Source organism: Bradyrhizobium sp. GW821-FHT12B03, from assembly GCF_058807535.1.
In genome coordinates, this window is the sequence record NZ_JBXAQU010000003.1 from 276,800 (window position 1) to 291,703 (window position 14,904).

Here is a 14,904-nt window from a genome sequence, read left to right on the forward strand (position 1 = left end):
CCAGTCATGATGAACCTTGCCGAATATCGCCATTCCAATGCTCGTCTTGCGGACTTCCTGCCTTGGGCAGCCTTGGTCGACGAGGGAATCATCCTGAACAAGGATGGCTCGTTCCAACGGACAGCAAAGTTCCGGGGACCTGACCTCGACAGTGCGGTGCCAGCTGAACTTGTCGCCGTCGCAGGGCGTTTGAACAACGCCTTGCGTCGTCTGGGATCCGGCTGGGCCGTGTTCGTCGAGGCGCAGCGCCATTTTGCAGGTGTTTACCCGCCGAACACCTTTCCGGATGTCGCGTCTGCATTGGTCGACGCCGAGCGCAGAGCACAATTCGAGGAGGCAGGCGCGCACTACGAGTCCAGCTATTTTCTGACGTTCCTCTATTTGCCGCCGGAGGAAGGAGCGGCCAAGGCAGAGCGACTGCTCTATGAGGGCCGCGATCGAACCGTGGGAGCTGACGCTCGGGAGGTGCTCCGCGGGTTTGTCGATCAAACCAACCGTGTGCTTCAGCTCCTTGAAGGGTTCATGCCGGAGTGCGGCTGGCTCGATGATCAGGACACGCTGACCTACCTGCACTCAACGATTTCAACCAGGCGTCATCGTGTTCGAGTGCCCGAAATTCCCATGTACGTCGATGCGCTGCTGGCCGATCAGACGCTGACCGGCGGGCTCGAGCCGATGTTGGGCTCAGCCAACGTGCGAGTTCTCACGATTGTCGGCTTTCCGGGCACCACGACCCCAGGAATCTTGGATGACTTGAATCGCCTGGCGTTTTCGTATCGCTGGTCGACCCGTGCTATCATGCTCGACAAGACCGATGCCACCAAGCTGCTGACCAAAATCCGCCGTCAGTGGTTCGCCAAGAGAAAGTCGATTGGCGCCATTCTCAAGGAGGTCATGACCAACGAGGCGTCGATGCTGCTCGATACCGACGCCCACAACAAGGCCATAGACGCCGACGCCGCCCTGCAGGAACTGGGTTCGGATCAGATCGGACAAGCCTTTGTTACCGCAACCATCACCGTCTGGGACGGCGATCCCGGTGCAGCCGACGAAAAGCTGCGGTTGGTCGAGAAAGTCATTCAGGGCCGCGATTTCACCTGCATGATCGAGACGGTGAATGCCGTCGAGGCCTGGCTCGGCAGTCTGCCGGGACATGCATATGCCAATGTGCGGCAGCCACCCGTTTCGACCCTCAACCTCGCCCACATGATTCCGATGTCGGCGGTGTGGGCGGGCGAGGCGAGGGACCTGCACTTCAAGGGTCCGCCGCTCCTGTTCGGCAAGACGGAGGGATCAACCCCATTCCGGTTCTCGCTCCACGTCGGCGACGTCGGCCATACCCTTGTGGTGGGGCCGACCGGTGCTGGCAAGTCGGTCCTGCTCGCTCTGATGGCGCTGCAGTTCAGGCGTTACCCGAACTCTCAGGTCTTTGCGTTCGATTTCGGTGGGTCGATCCGGGCTGCCGCGCTCGCCATGGGGGGCGATTGGCATGATCTCGGCGGTGCATTGCCCGACGGGGACGAAAGCCCCGTCGCCCTGCAACCATTGGCCTGGATCGACGATGCTTCAGAGCGCGGATGGGCGACGGAATGGATCGGCGCGATCCTGGCACGGGAAAAGATCGAGATCACCCCGGAGGTCAAGGATCATCTGTGGTCGGCACTCACTTCTCTCGCTTCGGCGCCGATGCAGGAACGCACTCTGACTGGCCTGTCGGTTCTCCTGCAATCCAATTCCCTGAAACGGGCCTTACAACCCTATTGCCTAGGCGGTCCGTCCGGGCGCCTGCTCGATGCCGAATTCGAGCGTCTTGGCGAGTCCTCGGTCCAGGCATTTGAGACCGAAGGGTTGATCGGAACCAGCGCGGCCCCGGCAGTGCTAGCCTACCTCTTTCATCGGATCGGAGACCGTCTCGATGGTCGGCCGACACTTCTCATCGTCGACGAAGGCTGGCTTGCCCTTGACGACGAGGATTTTGCCGGCCAACTCCGGGAATGGCTGAAGACGCTTCGCAAAAAGAATGCGTCCGTAATCTTCGCCACCCAATCGCTGTCGGACATCGATGGCTCGGCAATTGCGCCGGCGATCATCGAAAGCTGTCCGACCCGATTGTTGCTGCCAAACGAGCGGGCGATCGAGCCGCAGATCACCGCGATCTACCGTCGCTTCGGCCTCAACGACCGCCAGATCGAACTTCTGAGCCGGGCCACGCCGAAGCGTGACTACTACTGCCAGTCGCGCCGCGGCAACCGAATGTTCGAACTCGGTCTGGGCGAGGTTGCACTGGCCTTTACGGCAGCCTCTTCCAAGACCGATCAGGCTGCTATCGGGCAACTCCTCGCGGAACATGGAAGCGACGGCTTCGTGCCGTCCTGGCTCCAGCACCGTGGCGTCGCCTGGGCCACAGACCTCATCCCCAATCTCAGCAATCTGGAGAGATCGCAATGAGGCGTCTTAACTCTTTGCTGGCGGCTGGCGCCGTCGCCACTACGCTTGGCGTCACAGCGCCTGCACAGGCGCAGTGGATCGTCTTCGATCCCAACAATTACGTCCAGAACGTCCTGACCGCCGCACGGGAGCTGCAACAGATCAACAATCAGATCACCTCGTTGCAGAACGAGGCGCAGATGCTGATCAATCAGGCAAAGAATCTCGCAAGCCTGCCGTATTCGTCCTTGCAGCAACTGCAAGCATCGATCCAACGGACCCAGCAATTGCTGGCCCAGGCTCAGCGGATCGCCTACGACGTCCAGCAGATCGATCGCGCATTCTCGACCAGCTATTCGCCGGCCACGGGCAGCCAGTCGAATCTGCTTTTGGTCGCCAACGCTCAATCGCGTTGGCAAAATTCCTACGCCGCAACACAGGACGCGCTCCGGGTTCAAGCTGGCATCGTCGGTAACCTCGATACCAATCGCATCCAGACGTCCGCGCTCGTAACGTCAAGCCAAAGCGCCAGCGGTGCCCTGCAGGCGACGCAGGCTGGTAATCAGATTCTCGCACTACACGCGCAGCAACTCGCCGACCTTACGGCTGTCGTGACGGCGCAGGGGAGGGCGCAGAGCCTTGAAGCGGCGCAGCGCGCCTCAGCTCAAGACCAGGGCCGAGAACAACTTCGACGGTTTCTGACGCCGGGACAGGGCTATCAATCCTCCAACGTACAGATGTTTCACTGATGGCTGATACAGGCCCATTCAAGGCGTTGTCGCTACTCACATCAATCGGGATACTGGTCGTCGCAGCCTGCACGATCCAGCTTCGTGGCGGAGAAGAGACGTCTGCACCGCCAAAGGCAGAGCGGACCTCGGATGTCGACGGTTCCGATCTCGCCCGCTGCCGCACGGTCACTTCGGAGGATGCGGCAGATTATCAGCATTGCCAGAAAGTTTGGGCCGAAAACCGGCGCCGATTCTTTGCCAGGAAGGACGATGGTCGCCGCCCCGATCCGGCTGCCAGCCTGACGCCCGCGGCAAAGGACGAGAGCCGGATGCCGCAAGGGTATCCATTCGCGGCGATACCTGAAGCGAGCAGGCCATGACCGGTACCGGCATTATCGACCGGTTTCTGGAGGCGTTTACCCGCTACATCGACAATGGCTTCGGGCTATTGGGTGGCGATGTCGGATATCTCGCAACTACGCTAGCCGCGATCGACATCACGCTCGCCGCGTTGTTCTGGAGTTGGGGACCGGACGAGGACATCATCGCGCGCCTCGTCAAGAAAACACTGTTCGTTGGCGTCTTTGCCTACCTGATTAGCAATTGGAACAGTCTGGCGCGCATCGTCTTCGAAAGCTTTGCGGGTCTTGGGCTGAAAGCGTCTGGCACAAGTCTGTCCGCGTCAGATTTCTTGCGACCGGGAAAGATCGCTCAGGTTGGGCTCGATGCCGGCCGACCGCTGCTCGACTCGATTTCGAGCCTGATGGGCTACATCAGCTTCTTCGAGAATTTCGTTCAGATCGTCGTTCTCTTGTTCGCGTGGGTCGTTGTATTGCTCGCCTTCTTCATCCTGGCGATCCAGCTCTTCGTCACCCTGATTGAGTTCAAGCTGACGACGCTGGCCGGCTTCGTGCTCATTCCGTTTGGTCTGTTTGGCAAAACTGCATTCGCTGCCGAGCGGGTGCTGGGCAACGTCATATCCTCCGGCATCAAGGTCCTGGTGCTGGCCGTCATCGTCGGTATCGGCTCGACCCTGTTCTCGCAGTTCACCTCGGGCTTCGGCGGCACGCAGCCGACAATTGAAGACGCAATGACGCTAGTGCTCGCGGCCCTCTCATTGTTGGGCCTTGGCATCTTCGGTCCGGGAATCGCAAACGGCCTGGTTTCCGGCGGACCGCAACTCGGCGCAGGCGCCGCGATTGGGACGGGCCTTGCTGCTGGGGGCGTTGTTGCGGCCGGCGCAGGTCTTGCCGCCGGTGGCGCTGGCCTCGCCGGTGGCGCGATCGCAGGTGCTGCGCGCGGTGGGGGCGCCGTCTTGACCGGCGCGTCCGCAGCCTATCGAAGCGGCGGTCTCGCCGGCGTCGCTGAAGCCGGTAGCTCGGCTGCCACGAGCCCTTTACGTCGAGCGGCCGCCGCATTCACCAGCACCGGGCAGGCTAATGAACCGGCCGTGAGCGCTTCCGCCGACGGGCAGCCTGATTGGGCGCGGCGCATGAAACGCGCCCAGACCATCCAACACGGCGCGTCGACCGCCGGCCACGCGGTTCGCTCCGGCGATCATGGCGGCAGCGGCTCCTCCGTCGATTTGTCCGAAGGAGAGCGCTGAAACGCAGCCAATCGTTGCCTTAGCCACCGGCTAAGGAAGCGACGTCTCAAACCACGATGCCGCACGACATCACACCGATCACTCGATCCAATGGGGCAACATCGATGTTCAAACGACCTTCCGTTCACTACGGGCGCATGCCCGGCCCGATCACGCCTTATCAAAAGGCAGCACAGGTCTGGGACGAACGCATTGGATCAGCTCGCGTGCAGGCCAAAAACTGGCGCCTGATGGCGTTCGGCTGCCTCATGTTATCGGCGGGCCTCGCCGGTGGACTTGTCTGGCAATCGGCGCATGGGTCGATCACGCCCTGGGTGGTCGAAGTTGATCGGCTCGGCCAGGCCCAGAGGGTTGCGCCCGCCAATTTCGACTATCAACCCACCGACGCGCAGATCGCCTACCATCTGGCGCGCTTTATCGAAGATGTCAGAGGGCTGCCGGCCGATGGCATCGTTCTGCGCCAGAATTGGCTCAGGGCCTACGACTTTGCGACCGACCGCGGCGCGGCCGCCCTCAACGACTTCGCGCGTAACAACGATCCCTTCGCCAAGCTGGGTAAAGCGCAAATCTCCGTCGATGTCTCCAGCGTCATCCGCGCCTCACCAGACAGCTTTCGGGTCGCGTGGACCCAACGCATTTACGACAACGGCTCGTTGAGCTCGACCGAACGCTGGACCGCGATACTCACGGTCGTCATCGAGACGCCGCGCGATGCCGAGCGCCTGCGCAAAAATCCTCTTGGCGTCTACGTCCGCGCCATCAACTGGTCAAAGGAGTTGGGTCAGTGACCAAGACCACGCCCGACGCGTATTCGAAGTTTCCCCTCACACATCGTAGGTTAAGCCCGATCTGGTGCGAAGTCGTGAGCTCGAAGCGCATGCTCCTGTCCGCGGTTCTGCTTTGTACGTCGGCTCTCGGTGGGTGCGCGACCTACATTCCGCCGGAGATTAGCTATGACAAGGAGCTTCCGCCGTTGCCGGCGTCTCCAGTGGCTCTCGACGAAAGACAGCGGCCGCTTCACATTCCACCGCTTTGGAAACCAGTTCTTGGCGGCAAGGTGGGAGGCAAGGAAGAGGCTGAACCTGTGACTCGGGTTGAGACGGCAAACACTGCAGCGCGCGTCGAACCGCGCAAGAAAGGATATTTCAACGCGGCCCAGGTCTACTCGTACAGCCCCGGGGCGCTCTACCAGGTTTACGCCGCGCCCGGCCAGATCACTGATATTGCCCTCGAAGAGGGAGAGCTGTTGACGGGATCAGGTCCAATCGCGGCCGGAGACACAGTGCGCTGGGTTGTGGGTGATACCGAGAGCGGGAGTGGTGACACGCGGCGGGTCCACATCCTGGTGAAGCCGACCCGCGCGTCGATCGAGACCAACCTCGTGGTCAACACGGATCGGCGCACTTACCTGATCGAGCTCCGCTCTCGCGAGCGGCCATACATGCCATCCGTTGCCTGGTACTATCCGGAGACGGTTCGCGAACGATCGCGATCGGCTAAGCTACGACCCGTTCTTCCCGATTCGGCCCAACGCGTCTTTCGTTACGCGATTGAAGGGGACAGCCCACCCTGGCGGCCACTTACCGCGTATGATGATGGCCGTAAGGTCTATGTCGAATTCCCGCAAGGGATTGTGCAAGGCGAGATGCCGCCGCTCTTCGTCATCGGCCCCGACGGAAAGACCCAACTCGTCAACTACCGCGCCTACGGCAATGTGTTGATCGTAGATCGGCTATTTGCGGCCGCAGAACTGCGGCTCGGCGGTGAGCACCAGCAGAAGGTCAGAATTGTCAGGACTGACGGGAGGCCGTCGTCATGAATACCCAGAATGGAAACGATCACGAGCAGGCCATTCCGCCGCAAACACAGGACGAGCAGTCCGGGAGCTTCCGGTTAAGAGCGGAGCATCCGCGCGTGTCACGGTTGTCGCGGAAGGTACTGGTGGGAGGGAGCGCGGTTGCCTTGCTTGTCATCGGTGGAGCTGTGTTGTGGTCGTTGCAGAGCAATCGCCCTCGAAACCAGGCGGCCGATGAGCTCCATGGCACCGAGCATCACAATATTGCCGATGGCATTACGATGCTGCCGAAAGACTACGCGGGTGTGGCACGCCAAGCGGTCCCGCAACTCGGCCCGCCGCTCCCTGGAGACCTCGGCCGACCAATTCTTGCTGCTCAGGGCCAGTCGCCGACGATCGGCGCTACGGCTCCAGATGCGGAGCAGCAGCGCCGGGATCAGGAAACCGAAGCAGCCCGCGTGAGCCATGTGTTCGCTTCGACCAATGGGAGAGAAGTGCGTCCGCCTGCTGTCGCTCAGGGAAGCGACCGCAATGCTCCATCGATCTCGACCGCCAATAGCGAGGAAGGATCCGCGCAGAGCGGTCAGGACAGGAAGCTCGCCTTCGTCAACGCATCCGTGGATCGACGTACAGTAAGCCCTGACCGCGTCACTAGGCCGGCTTCACCGTATATTGTGCAGGCTGGAACTGTCATTCCGGGAGCCCTGATCACCGGGATCCGCTCGGACCTTCCAGGCCAGATCACCGCACAGGTAACAGAAAGCGTTTTCGATTCGCCGACCGGGCGCCTTCTCCTCGTCCCGCAGGGAGCGCGCTTGATAGGCGTCTACGACAGCCAGGTCGCGTTCGGCCAGTCTCGTGTCCTGTTGGTTTGGACTCGCCTGATTATGCCGAATGGTCGTTCGATCGTTCTGGAGCGACAGCCAGGCGCGGATGCGGCAGGAAATTCAGGGTTGGAAGATGAAGTCGACAACCATTGGGGCGCGCTGTTCAAGGCCGCGGCCCTTTCGACGCTGCTGGCTGTCGGCACCGAGCTTGGCGCGGGCTCTGACACCAACAGCAACGACAGTGCAATCATCCAGGCACTGCGGCGCGGGGCAGGGGACTCACTGAATCAGACTGGCCAGCAAGTCGTCCGGCGCAGTCTGAATATTCAGCCGACGCTGACAATCCGTCCGGGATTTCCCGTGCGCGTCATCGTCAATCGCGATCTCGTTCTCGAGCCTTACAGAGGGTGACATGACCAAGCTCAAGATTGGGGCGCTTCCCGACGAGAGACCAGTCAAGGTCAACATTGAATTGCCGGCCTCCGTGCACCGAGATCTCGTCGCTTACGCGGCGGCCCTTGGGCGAGAGACGGGGCAGCCGGTTAGCGATCCAAGTAAGCTGATTGCGCCCATGCTTGCGCGATTCATGGCCACGGATCGTGGATTTGCAAAACGGCGTCGTATGACTCATTCACCACCCGTCAATGAAGGATAGCGTTCGGTCAATAGGTTGAGAAAGCCGCCGAGGGCAGGATTGTCATTGTCGGCCCGCCAATGCGCCGAAAAATCAAAGCGGGTCGACCCAGTCCCATCGCGCAAATCGCGATAGGCCAAACCAGCGAAGCTTGCGCCGACATCTGATTCCAGGACCAAGGTGATCCCAAGCTTCATGCTGACAAGGCTCTTAATAATGCCTCGACTGACGTCATGGCGCGCGATCCGAGGGCGATCTTCAGGTGAAACCAGCTTTGATATCAGGAGATCCTCGAGTTCGCGTCCGGGATCGTGCTGGCTCAACAGAATGGTCTCGTTCTGCAGGTCCGTCCAATAGATTGCGCTGCGCGCCGCCAATGGATGATCTTCGGCCAAGGAGACCAGGATCCGCTCACTCCAGAGGGGGCGAACGTTATTGTCGGGCAGCGGCACCTCCCCAGTTACGACCAGAATGTCGATCGTGCCGTTTCGTAACGCAGTTGCCAGGCGTATTCGCGACCGCTCGATCGTTGCGAGTTCGACTTGCGGAAACCGGCTCTTGAATTCGGTCAGTGTCGCTCGCAGATTGCCGGCGGATATGGAGGTGCAGAAGCCGATCGAAAGGCGGCCTGCTTCGCCTCGCCCATTCGATTTTGCTGTTGCAACAAGCACATCGACTTGCTCTAGAACTAACCGGGCCATCCTCAGAACGCTTCGTCCTGCCGGCGTTGGCTTTACTCCTCCGCCTGAGCGCTCGAATACAGTGACGCCGATCCGGTGCTCAAGCTGACGAATAGATCGGCTCAGGATCGAGTGTCGAATGGACAGTAATTCCGCAGCTTGCCGAAGACTCCCGCAATCTGCGGCTGTGATTGCGAATCGGAGCTGCTTCAGATCAACAGCGTGCATCTGGAGCACGCGTGGCTGGTCCATCATCTCGTTCTCCGAGGTGAGCAGATGCATTGTGTCGCGCTGCAGGTAGCTGCCGCTTGAGAGCTAACAGAGCTGTCGTCTTTAGATTGACCTTAAGCGACGGCTAGAACGACCGGCTCCCAAAGGACGGGCCCGGTGAAACCACCGGCGTCACGGACCCCAGCTAGCATCTCAGCGGATATATCGAGATAACCTGCAACGGCCAGGGTATTCCCAAGATTGCACGGATCGCCAAGGCGTCGTAAGGGCCAGCCGGCGCGGCGTAGGATGCGCTCCATTCGTGCGTCGGTTACTGTGACGATATCGGTAAGTCGTCGCGAGAGGCCGAACTCGATCATGCCAGCGAACAATTCATATGTCGCGCAAGCTATAGCGTGCTTCCCTTTAGGCGCATCCGACGCTACATCCAGTGCGAATCGGCTGCTTTCCCATACTGAGCAATTTGACGGTGCACAGTGATTAGCGAGCAGCACGGGAAAAGTGTCATTCAGCATGGTAGGTCCGACGGATGGAAGTAATCTAACGCAGCCCTGCACTCGGCCGTCGGTTGCTAGCTGCACAAGGTAGGCAGGATGGAGCGCGTCAAAACTGTCAACTTCCATATCCCCGCTGGTGTGGACTTCCCAATCCAGACGCTCCTTGAAAACTCGGTAGCGAAGTTGGTGCATCGCGATGAGAGTTTCGGCAAACTCACCGTAGCACCGCTCTGTAATGAGCTGAATCATGATTGCCTCCAAACAGCATTTTTGATGCCTTATGGAAGCCTGCTTCGTGATCGCGTGCATTACCCTTAGTTGCAGGGGGAGCCCCGCCTTAATTGTGCTACTCTCCTTTTGCAGCCGCCAGACGTGCCGCCGCTTGCACGATTGTACGCACGCCAAGCTTTTGCTTCGCACTATCAAGATAAGAGGCCACGGTGTGACGTGAGATATCAAGAATGCGTCCGATCTCCCAGGCACTCTTGCCCTGTGCAGCCCATTCGAGACATTCGGATTCGCGGGGAGAGAGAAGTTTCACGCCTAACCTATGCTCGTCAGTGAGCTTACGGCGAACGTGGGCATGAAAATACATTGCCATAAGCTGAAGGACTCGTGCATGCGAGTTGATACAGATTTCAAACGGCGCCTCTCGTTGGTTGGCAGCAAAGGTGAGCGCTGCAATCGGACCACGACCGTCGTGAATGGGAACAGTGAAGCCAGTTCGGATCCCAAACTGAGAAGCTTCATCCAGGAGCCGCTGCTGCTCTGGCGAACTATACTGTGATGGATAGCCAGCCCCCCATTTAAAAGGCTCTGGGCTTTGGAGCGCTTGCGCGACGACAGGGTCGATGCGTTCATATCGACTCCGAAGGTAATGTGATGTCCACTTCTCCGGGTATGTTGTGATCAAACGTGGTTTATCGTGCAGCTGGCGCGGCAGCCTCAGATACGCAAAGCAAGATAGATCGAGAGCTTCCGCTGTCACGGCCATTGCGTCAGAAAATCCAGCCGAATCCTCAGCGGTCGACAAAAGATCAATGAACCTTTGAAAAATTTGGTGCATTGGGACGAAGCCCTACTCTTGACCCAGTCGTGACAGCGATTGATCCATGCAGAGCTCGCCACACGGGGCGAAGCTTGCGATGCGACACGGCCTCTCTAACGAGCGTTCAAGATTTCATTCCATCAATGCATCATTCATGGGGTGAAACTGCCCATTGGCGTGGGCTCATTCCGTATTGTGAACGGAACAGTCGACTGAAATGCGACGCATCGGCGAATCCGAGATCGTGGGCGATACGAGCCACCGATCGGCTCTCGCTTTTGGCGCCACGCAGGCGGCGGGCTGCTTCATCGAGCCTCTGCGCGCGAACGTAGCCCATCGGAGTTTGGCCGACCTGGCCGAAAAGATCGAATAGAGCCCTTCGTGACATGCCAATCGCACGGCCAATGTCGTCAGGCCGCAATGCCGGATTCGTGAGTTCGTCCGAAATAAAAGACTTGGCCCGGCGCAATTTTGCCGGGTCTGCCGCACAATTTGATTTCGATGGGCCGAGTGGCCGCTCCATTGCCTCGGTCAGAAGATCGACCAACAGCGTCTCGACCAAGAACTTCAGACGTTCCCTTGGCTCCGTGGATCGCGATAGAAACTCCATCAGCAGAGTTGCCGCCATGTTTCCGTCGTCCGAGCGCGAAATGAGCCGCCCGCTACTACCGATCAAGTCTGCCCATCGCCCGAGTTCGTAGTCCGGCAATAGCAGGTTGACCATTCTGCTGCCATCCCTGAGGCTGAACGAACACGGAAGCTGTCCTTCGAACAATCCCCAATCCCCAGGCATCAGGGTGACGACTCTCCCGCCTTGCTCGACTTTACTGGCGCCGCTGACCTGTAATAGGGCCAAATAGCGATGCTGCGCAGCAGACTCGGCTGACATTCCATACTGTCCCGCCTCGAGTCCGGAGCAGCGCATGTCTACGTCAAAAACCGTCGTTCGCGCCAACATTTCGACTCGAACGTTCAACGAGAGTCGGGCGCGCCGCTCTGCAATGCGCGCACCGACGAAATGTGGAGAGATGGCATCGACCCATTCATCGCGAGAGCTGATGCACCTATAGCGGGACATTCCATGCTCTTGCATAATATCTCTCTCCCCATAGAGACCGCTGAGTGAAGACGGTGTCCGGTCCGCCAGATAATAGCATTTTCGTCCAGTTGTGCGAATAATCAATTCTCGCCCTATCGTGGAACTGAGCAGCGGGACGTAAGGATTGTGCTGCAGTGCAGCGCCGGCAATGGCATGAGGCGGGCAGCCCTCGCTCATCGTCCGCAGCGCCGAGTGTTGTCGCACAGATGTGCAAAAATTTGTTGAACTTTGATGGTTGCCCATGCAATATCGCACAACTGTGCGATATTGCCGTCTGGCGAATCTTTTTTGGACGGTCGTTTCGACCACAGTCGAGACGCTGGCCGCGGCCGTTTTTGCGGGTGCCGGGTGTTGGGCGTGCCGATGTTGGCGCTCAAACTGGAGCAAGCAGGCGGGATCAAAACGAGGCCGCAAGCGAGGCGCGACGGCCCGAATATGAAAAGCGCACGGATGTGCGAAAATGTAGCATCTTCCAAAAGGTCTGCTTACCTTGCGCCCGCAGGTTCGGCGAAGACCGGGCAAAACGAGGAGCGAAAGTGGCTAACCAGGAATTTTGGTCGCGTAGGCAGACGTTAGCCTTTCTGGGAGCAATCCCCGCTATGGTGCCGTTTCGTGCGGAATCGCAATCGAACTGGCCTTCACGAAGCGTGAAATTCGTTGTCGGGTTTGCGCCGGGGGGTGGACCGGACATTACCTCTCGTCTGGTCTGCCAAAAGATGACCGAAGCGACCAGCCAGCAGTTTGTCGTTGAGAATCGAGCCGGTGCAGGCGGTACGGTGGGCCTCGAGGGCGTTGTCAAATCTCCGCCAGATGGCTATGTGCTCGGGATGGCGGCGAGTTCTGCCAATGTCCTCGCGCCTGCAATTCTCGCGAAACGGCCGTACAATGCGGGCAGAGACTTCACCTACCTTGCTGGAATTTCGCAGGTCCCGAACATCATCCTTGCCAACAAAGACTTTCCTGCGTCCACGCCGCAAGAGCTTTTGAGTCTCTTACGAAGAGAGCCGGACAAATACACGTACGGGTCTCCGGGCATCGGTACGACGCTTCACGTGGCAGCCGAGTTGATGAAAGTCATGGCCGGAGTTCAAATTCAACACGTACCCTACCGCGGGGGCAATCCGGCGATCGTGGATTTAATAGCCGGTCGGCTCGATTTGGTTTTCGATGTGATATCCGGAGGGTTGCCTCACATCAAAGAAGGATCGGTGAAGGCTATTGCGGTGACGACGAAGTCGCGAAGCCCTGCTTTGCCGGATGTTCCTGCGATGGACGAAGTGTTGCCCGGTTTCGAAATGTCCGCATGGACGGCGATCTGTGGGCCGGCGGGAATGGATCCGGATGTTGTGCAGATCATCAACGCCTTGACCAACAAGGCGCTCGCCGACCCTCTGATCGTCAGCCGATTCGCGGAATTGGGAGCCGTCCCATGGCAGATATCGCCGTCCGATTTGACCGCATTTCGGGACCGTGAGGAGGAGCGCCTAATGCCGATCATCGCGGCCGCGGGCCTCAAGCCGAACTAACCACCGAGGCCAATCCGCTCCGTTCTAGGAGGAGAGGGCATGGATCTACGAGATCGGATCCATGGGTGAAAGAACGGCCGCGCACCCAAGTGTGGGCGTCATTTTGCCGCCGATCCGGACAGGCGAGGATCGAGGCGTCCACCGAAATTGCACGCATTTCATATATTCTTGCACGGTCATACCAGACGACGGCTCGCCGCCGGATCTATCTTCGAAGACCAAAAAAACAAAATGGAATGAAGGGACGGATGATGCCAATGCGGACGCTGGACGACGTCATCGTCGAGCCGGCCAAGGGTGCGGCGAGTGTGATCAGCAGAAACGTTTCCGATCGGCTACACGGTGCACAAGACAGCCGCTCGCGGAATGTGCCGGCACTAAGGTCCGCCTCCCGGATCTAATGGCAATATTCATCCCTTTAAACATCGTCCCTGTCCGTTGAAGACCTGCCATTGCACGGCGAAATGCCTGCCATGGCCTATTGGAGCTGCGTAAAATGAATGCTTCGGTTTTACCCGGTGAAATTGCGCGCACTGTCGTGGATCCGTTCTCCTACGCGAACTGGGATGAATTGCACAAGACGCTCGCTGTTATACGTAGCGACTTCCCATTCGCTCGTGGCGAACTTGAGGGGTATGACCGCTTCTGGGTCGCGTCGAAACACGATGACATCCAGGCTGTGGCGCGGCAGAACAATCTATTCCTCAGCGGGATGACCGGCGTGCAGGGGATGCAGACGCAAGCGGACCAGGAATTTGCGGCTAAGGCCGGAATGCCCAAACTGTTTCGCAGCGTCGTTTCGATGAATGAACCGGATCATAGGAAATACCGGCTTCTCACCCAGGCATGGTTTCAACCCAAAAACCTGCTGCCGCTGCAGGACCGCATCCGCGGAATTGCGAAAACATTCGTGGACAAGCTTCTTGCCACAGGAGGTGAATGCGACTTCGCGACGCAGATTTCGTCGTATTACCCACTTCGCGTCCTGATGTCGATTTTGGGCATCCCGGAGAAGGATGAGCCGTTGATGCTGCGGCTGACCCAAGAATTTTTTGGTAGCAAGGATAGGGAGCTAAATCGAAGCAAATCCACCCTGTCTCCGATTGAGACTGCTATTGTCGTCAACAAGGTTATTGAGGACTTCAAAAGCTACTTCCGCGGTGTCAGCGAACAGCGCCGACTCAACCCGGCGGACGATCTGGCCACTGTTATTGCGAACGCCGTGATTGACGGCCGTCCTATCAATGACCTTGAGGCCATGGGCTATTACATCACCGTGGCAACGGCGGGCCACGACACCACCTCGTCGTCGCTTGCCGGCGCGATCTGGGCGCTATGCGATAATCCGCAGCAGTTCCAGCGCGTGAAAGATGACCCTTCGCTGATCCCGGCACTTGTCGAAGAAGCCTTCCGGTGGACCACGCCGATCTATCAGTTTGTCCGCACCGCCGCTCAGGATTGCTCGGTGCGTGGCCAGCAGATCGAGAAGGGTGACCGCGTCATCCTGCTCTTCCCGTCGGGTAATCGCGACGAGGAGGTTTTCGAGCATCCGTTCGAGTTCCGTCTTGATCGAAAACCCAATCGGCAGATCGCCTTTGGCTATGGCGCTCACATGTGTTTGGGGATGCATTTGGCTCGAATGGAGCTCTCTATTTTCTTTCAGGAGCTCTTGCCCCGGCTTCGATCGTTGGGACTCGCCGGCGAGCCGAAACGAACGGTAGGAAGTTTCATTGGCGGTCCTAAAACGGTGCCGATCCGATTTCGAGCGCAATGAGGATAAGCAACTTCATCGCCTCGAAATTG

General features: G+C 59.0%; 14 protein-coding genes. 10 read left to right on the forward strand and 4 right to left on the reverse strand.

Going from position 1 to position 14,904, the window contains the following annotated elements:
- Positions 1-6: 6 nt before the first annotated feature.
- From trbE to AC1RUR_RS08420, 8 genes are all read left to right on the forward strand, one after another.
- Positions 7-2,448: a conjugal transfer protein TrbE gene (trbE, locus tag AC1RUR_RS08385; protein ID WP_492842670.1), complete on the forward strand. Its 2,442-nt coding sequence runs from the start codon at positions 7-9 to the stop codon at positions 2,446-2,448.
- Positions 2,445-3,176 carry a P-type conjugative transfer protein TrbJ gene (gene trbJ, locus AC1RUR_RS08390; protein ID WP_492842672.1) on the forward strand — a complete coding sequence of 244 codons (732 nt, stop codon included), beginning with the start codon at positions 2,445-2,447 and terminating at the stop codon, positions 3,174-3,176. Before trbE ends, trbJ begins: the two co-directional genes overlap by 4 nt.
- Positions 3,176-3,538 carry a putative entry exclusion protein TrbK-alt gene (gene trbK-alt / locus AC1RUR_RS08395; protein WP_492842674.1) on the forward strand — a complete coding sequence of 121 codons (363 nt, stop codon included), beginning with the start codon at positions 3,176-3,178 and terminating at the stop codon, positions 3,536-3,538. The genes trbJ and trbK-alt overlap by 1 nt, the downstream gene beginning before the upstream one ends.
- Positions 3,535-4,764: a P-type conjugative transfer protein TrbL gene (gene trbL / locus AC1RUR_RS08400; RefSeq protein WP_492842676.1), complete on the forward strand. Its 1,230-nt coding sequence runs from the start codon at positions 3,535-3,537 to the stop codon at positions 4,762-4,764. Before trbK-alt ends, trbL begins: the two co-directional genes overlap by 4 nt.
- 104 nt (positions 4,765-4,868) lie before the next feature.
- Positions 4,869-5,552 (forward strand): conjugal transfer protein TrbF, encoded by a 684-nt coding sequence (gene trbF / locus AC1RUR_RS08405; RefSeq protein ID WP_492842678.1) that lies wholly within the window; start codon positions 4,869-4,871, stop codon positions 5,550-5,552.
- Positions 5,549-6,583 carry a P-type conjugative transfer protein TrbG gene (trbG, locus tag AC1RUR_RS08410; protein WP_492842680.1) on the forward strand — a complete coding sequence of 345 codons (1,035 nt, stop codon included), beginning with the start codon at positions 5,549-5,551 and terminating at the stop codon, positions 6,581-6,583. The genes trbF and trbG overlap by 4 nt, the downstream gene beginning before the upstream one ends.
- Positions 6,580-7,797 carry a TraB/TrbI/VirB10 family type IV secretion system protein gene (locus AC1RUR_RS08415; RefSeq protein ID WP_492842682.1) on the forward strand — a complete coding sequence of 406 codons (1,218 nt, stop codon included), beginning with the start codon at positions 6,580-6,582 and terminating at the stop codon, positions 7,795-7,797. The genes trbG and AC1RUR_RS08415 overlap by 4 nt, the downstream gene beginning before the upstream one ends.
- Position 7,798: 1 nt before the next feature.
- Positions 7,799-8,041 (forward strand): DUF2274 domain-containing protein, encoded by a 243-nt coding sequence (locus AC1RUR_RS08420; protein WP_492842684.1) that lies wholly within the window; start codon positions 7,799-7,801, stop codon positions 8,039-8,041.
- Here the strand turns inward: AC1RUR_RS08420 and AC1RUR_RS08425 are convergent.
- The 4 genes from AC1RUR_RS08425 to AC1RUR_RS08440 form a co-directional block, all read right to left on the reverse strand.
- On the reverse strand, positions 8,014-8,952 hold the full coding sequence (locus tag AC1RUR_RS08425) for a LysR family transcriptional regulator (RefSeq protein WP_492843152.1): 939 nt from the start codon (positions 8,950-8,952) through the stop codon (positions 8,014-8,016). The genes AC1RUR_RS08420 and AC1RUR_RS08425 overlap by 28 nt on opposite strands.
- 92 nt (positions 8,953-9,044) lie before the next feature.
- Entirely contained in the window at positions 9,045-9,677 is a 633-nt protein-coding gene (locus AC1RUR_RS08430; RefSeq protein ID WP_492842686.1) for an acyl-homoserine-lactone synthase, read from the reverse strand.
- 97 nt (positions 9,678-9,774) lie between these two features.
- Positions 9,775-10,494, reverse strand: coding sequence for a helix-turn-helix transcriptional regulator (locus AC1RUR_RS08435; RefSeq protein ID WP_492842688.1), 720 nt, complete (start codon positions 10,492-10,494; stop codon positions 9,775-9,777).
- A 130-nt stretch (positions 10,495-10,624) separates the two neighbouring features.
- Positions 10,625-11,818, reverse strand: a complete 1,194-nt coding sequence (locus tag AC1RUR_RS08440; protein WP_492842690.1) for a helix-turn-helix domain-containing protein — start codon at positions 11,816-11,818, stop codon at positions 10,625-10,627.
- Between the two features lie 356 nt (positions 11,819-12,174).
- On the opposite strand from AC1RUR_RS08440, the gene AC1RUR_RS08445 reads away from it, so the two are divergent.
- On the forward strand, positions 12,175-13,101 hold the full coding sequence (locus AC1RUR_RS08445) for a Bug family tripartite tricarboxylate transporter substrate binding protein (protein WP_492842692.1): 927 nt from the start codon (positions 12,175-12,177) through the stop codon (positions 13,099-13,101).
- Positions 13,102-13,597: 496 nt separating this feature from the next.
- Positions 13,598-14,875, forward strand: a complete 1,278-nt coding sequence (locus AC1RUR_RS08450) for a cytochrome P450 (RefSeq protein ID WP_492842694.1) — start codon at positions 13,598-13,600, stop codon at positions 14,873-14,875.
- Positions 14,876-14,904: the final 29 nt, after the last annotated feature.

Bases quoted from the DNA above. Each gene is read 5' to 3' on its own strand.
- AC1RUR_RS08450 (WP_492842694.1), top strand. From the start codon at position 13,598: ATGAATGCTTCGGTTTTACCCGGTGAAATTGCGCGCACTGTCGTGGAT.
- trbJ (WP_492842672.1), top strand. From the start codon at position 2,445: ATGAGGCGTCTTAACTCTTTGCTGGCGGCTGGCGCCGTCGCCACTACG.
- AC1RUR_RS08440 (WP_492842690.1), bottom strand. From the start codon at position 11,818: ATGGGCAACCATCAAAGTTCAACAAATTTTTGCACATCTGTGCGACAA.
- AC1RUR_RS08435 (WP_492842688.1), bottom strand. From the start codon at position 10,494: ATGCACCAAATTTTTCAAAGGTTCATTGATCTTTTGTCGACCGCTGAG.
- AC1RUR_RS08415 (WP_492842682.1), top strand. From the start codon at position 6,580: ATGAATACCCAGAATGGAAACGATCACGAGCAGGCCATTCCGCCGCAA.
- trbK-alt (WP_492842674.1), top strand. From the start codon at position 3,176: ATGGCTGATACAGGCCCATTCAAGGCGTTGTCGCTACTCACATCAATC.
- trbL (WP_492842676.1), top strand. From the start codon at position 3,535: ATGACCGGTACCGGCATTATCGACCGGTTTCTGGAGGCGTTTACCCGC.
- AC1RUR_RS08430 (WP_492842686.1), bottom strand. From the start codon at position 9,677: ATGATTCAGCTCATTACAGAGCGGTGCTACGGTGAGTTTGCCGAAACT.
- trbE (WP_492842670.1), top strand. From the start codon at position 7: ATGATGAACCTTGCCGAATATCGCCATTCCAATGCTCGTCTTGCGGAC.
- AC1RUR_RS08420 (WP_492842684.1), top strand. From the start codon at position 7,799: ATGACCAAGCTCAAGATTGGGGCGCTTCCCGACGAGAGACCAGTCAAG.
- AC1RUR_RS08425 (WP_492843152.1), bottom strand. From the start codon at position 8,952: ATGGACCAGCCACGCGTGCTCCAGATGCACGCTGTTGATCTGAAGCAG.
- trbF (WP_492842678.1), top strand. From the start codon at position 4,869: ATGTTCAAACGACCTTCCGTTCACTACGGGCGCATGCCCGGCCCGATC.
- AC1RUR_RS08445 (WP_492842692.1), top strand. From the start codon at position 12,175: ATGGTGCCGTTTCGTGCGGAATCGCAATCGAACTGGCCTTCACGAAGC.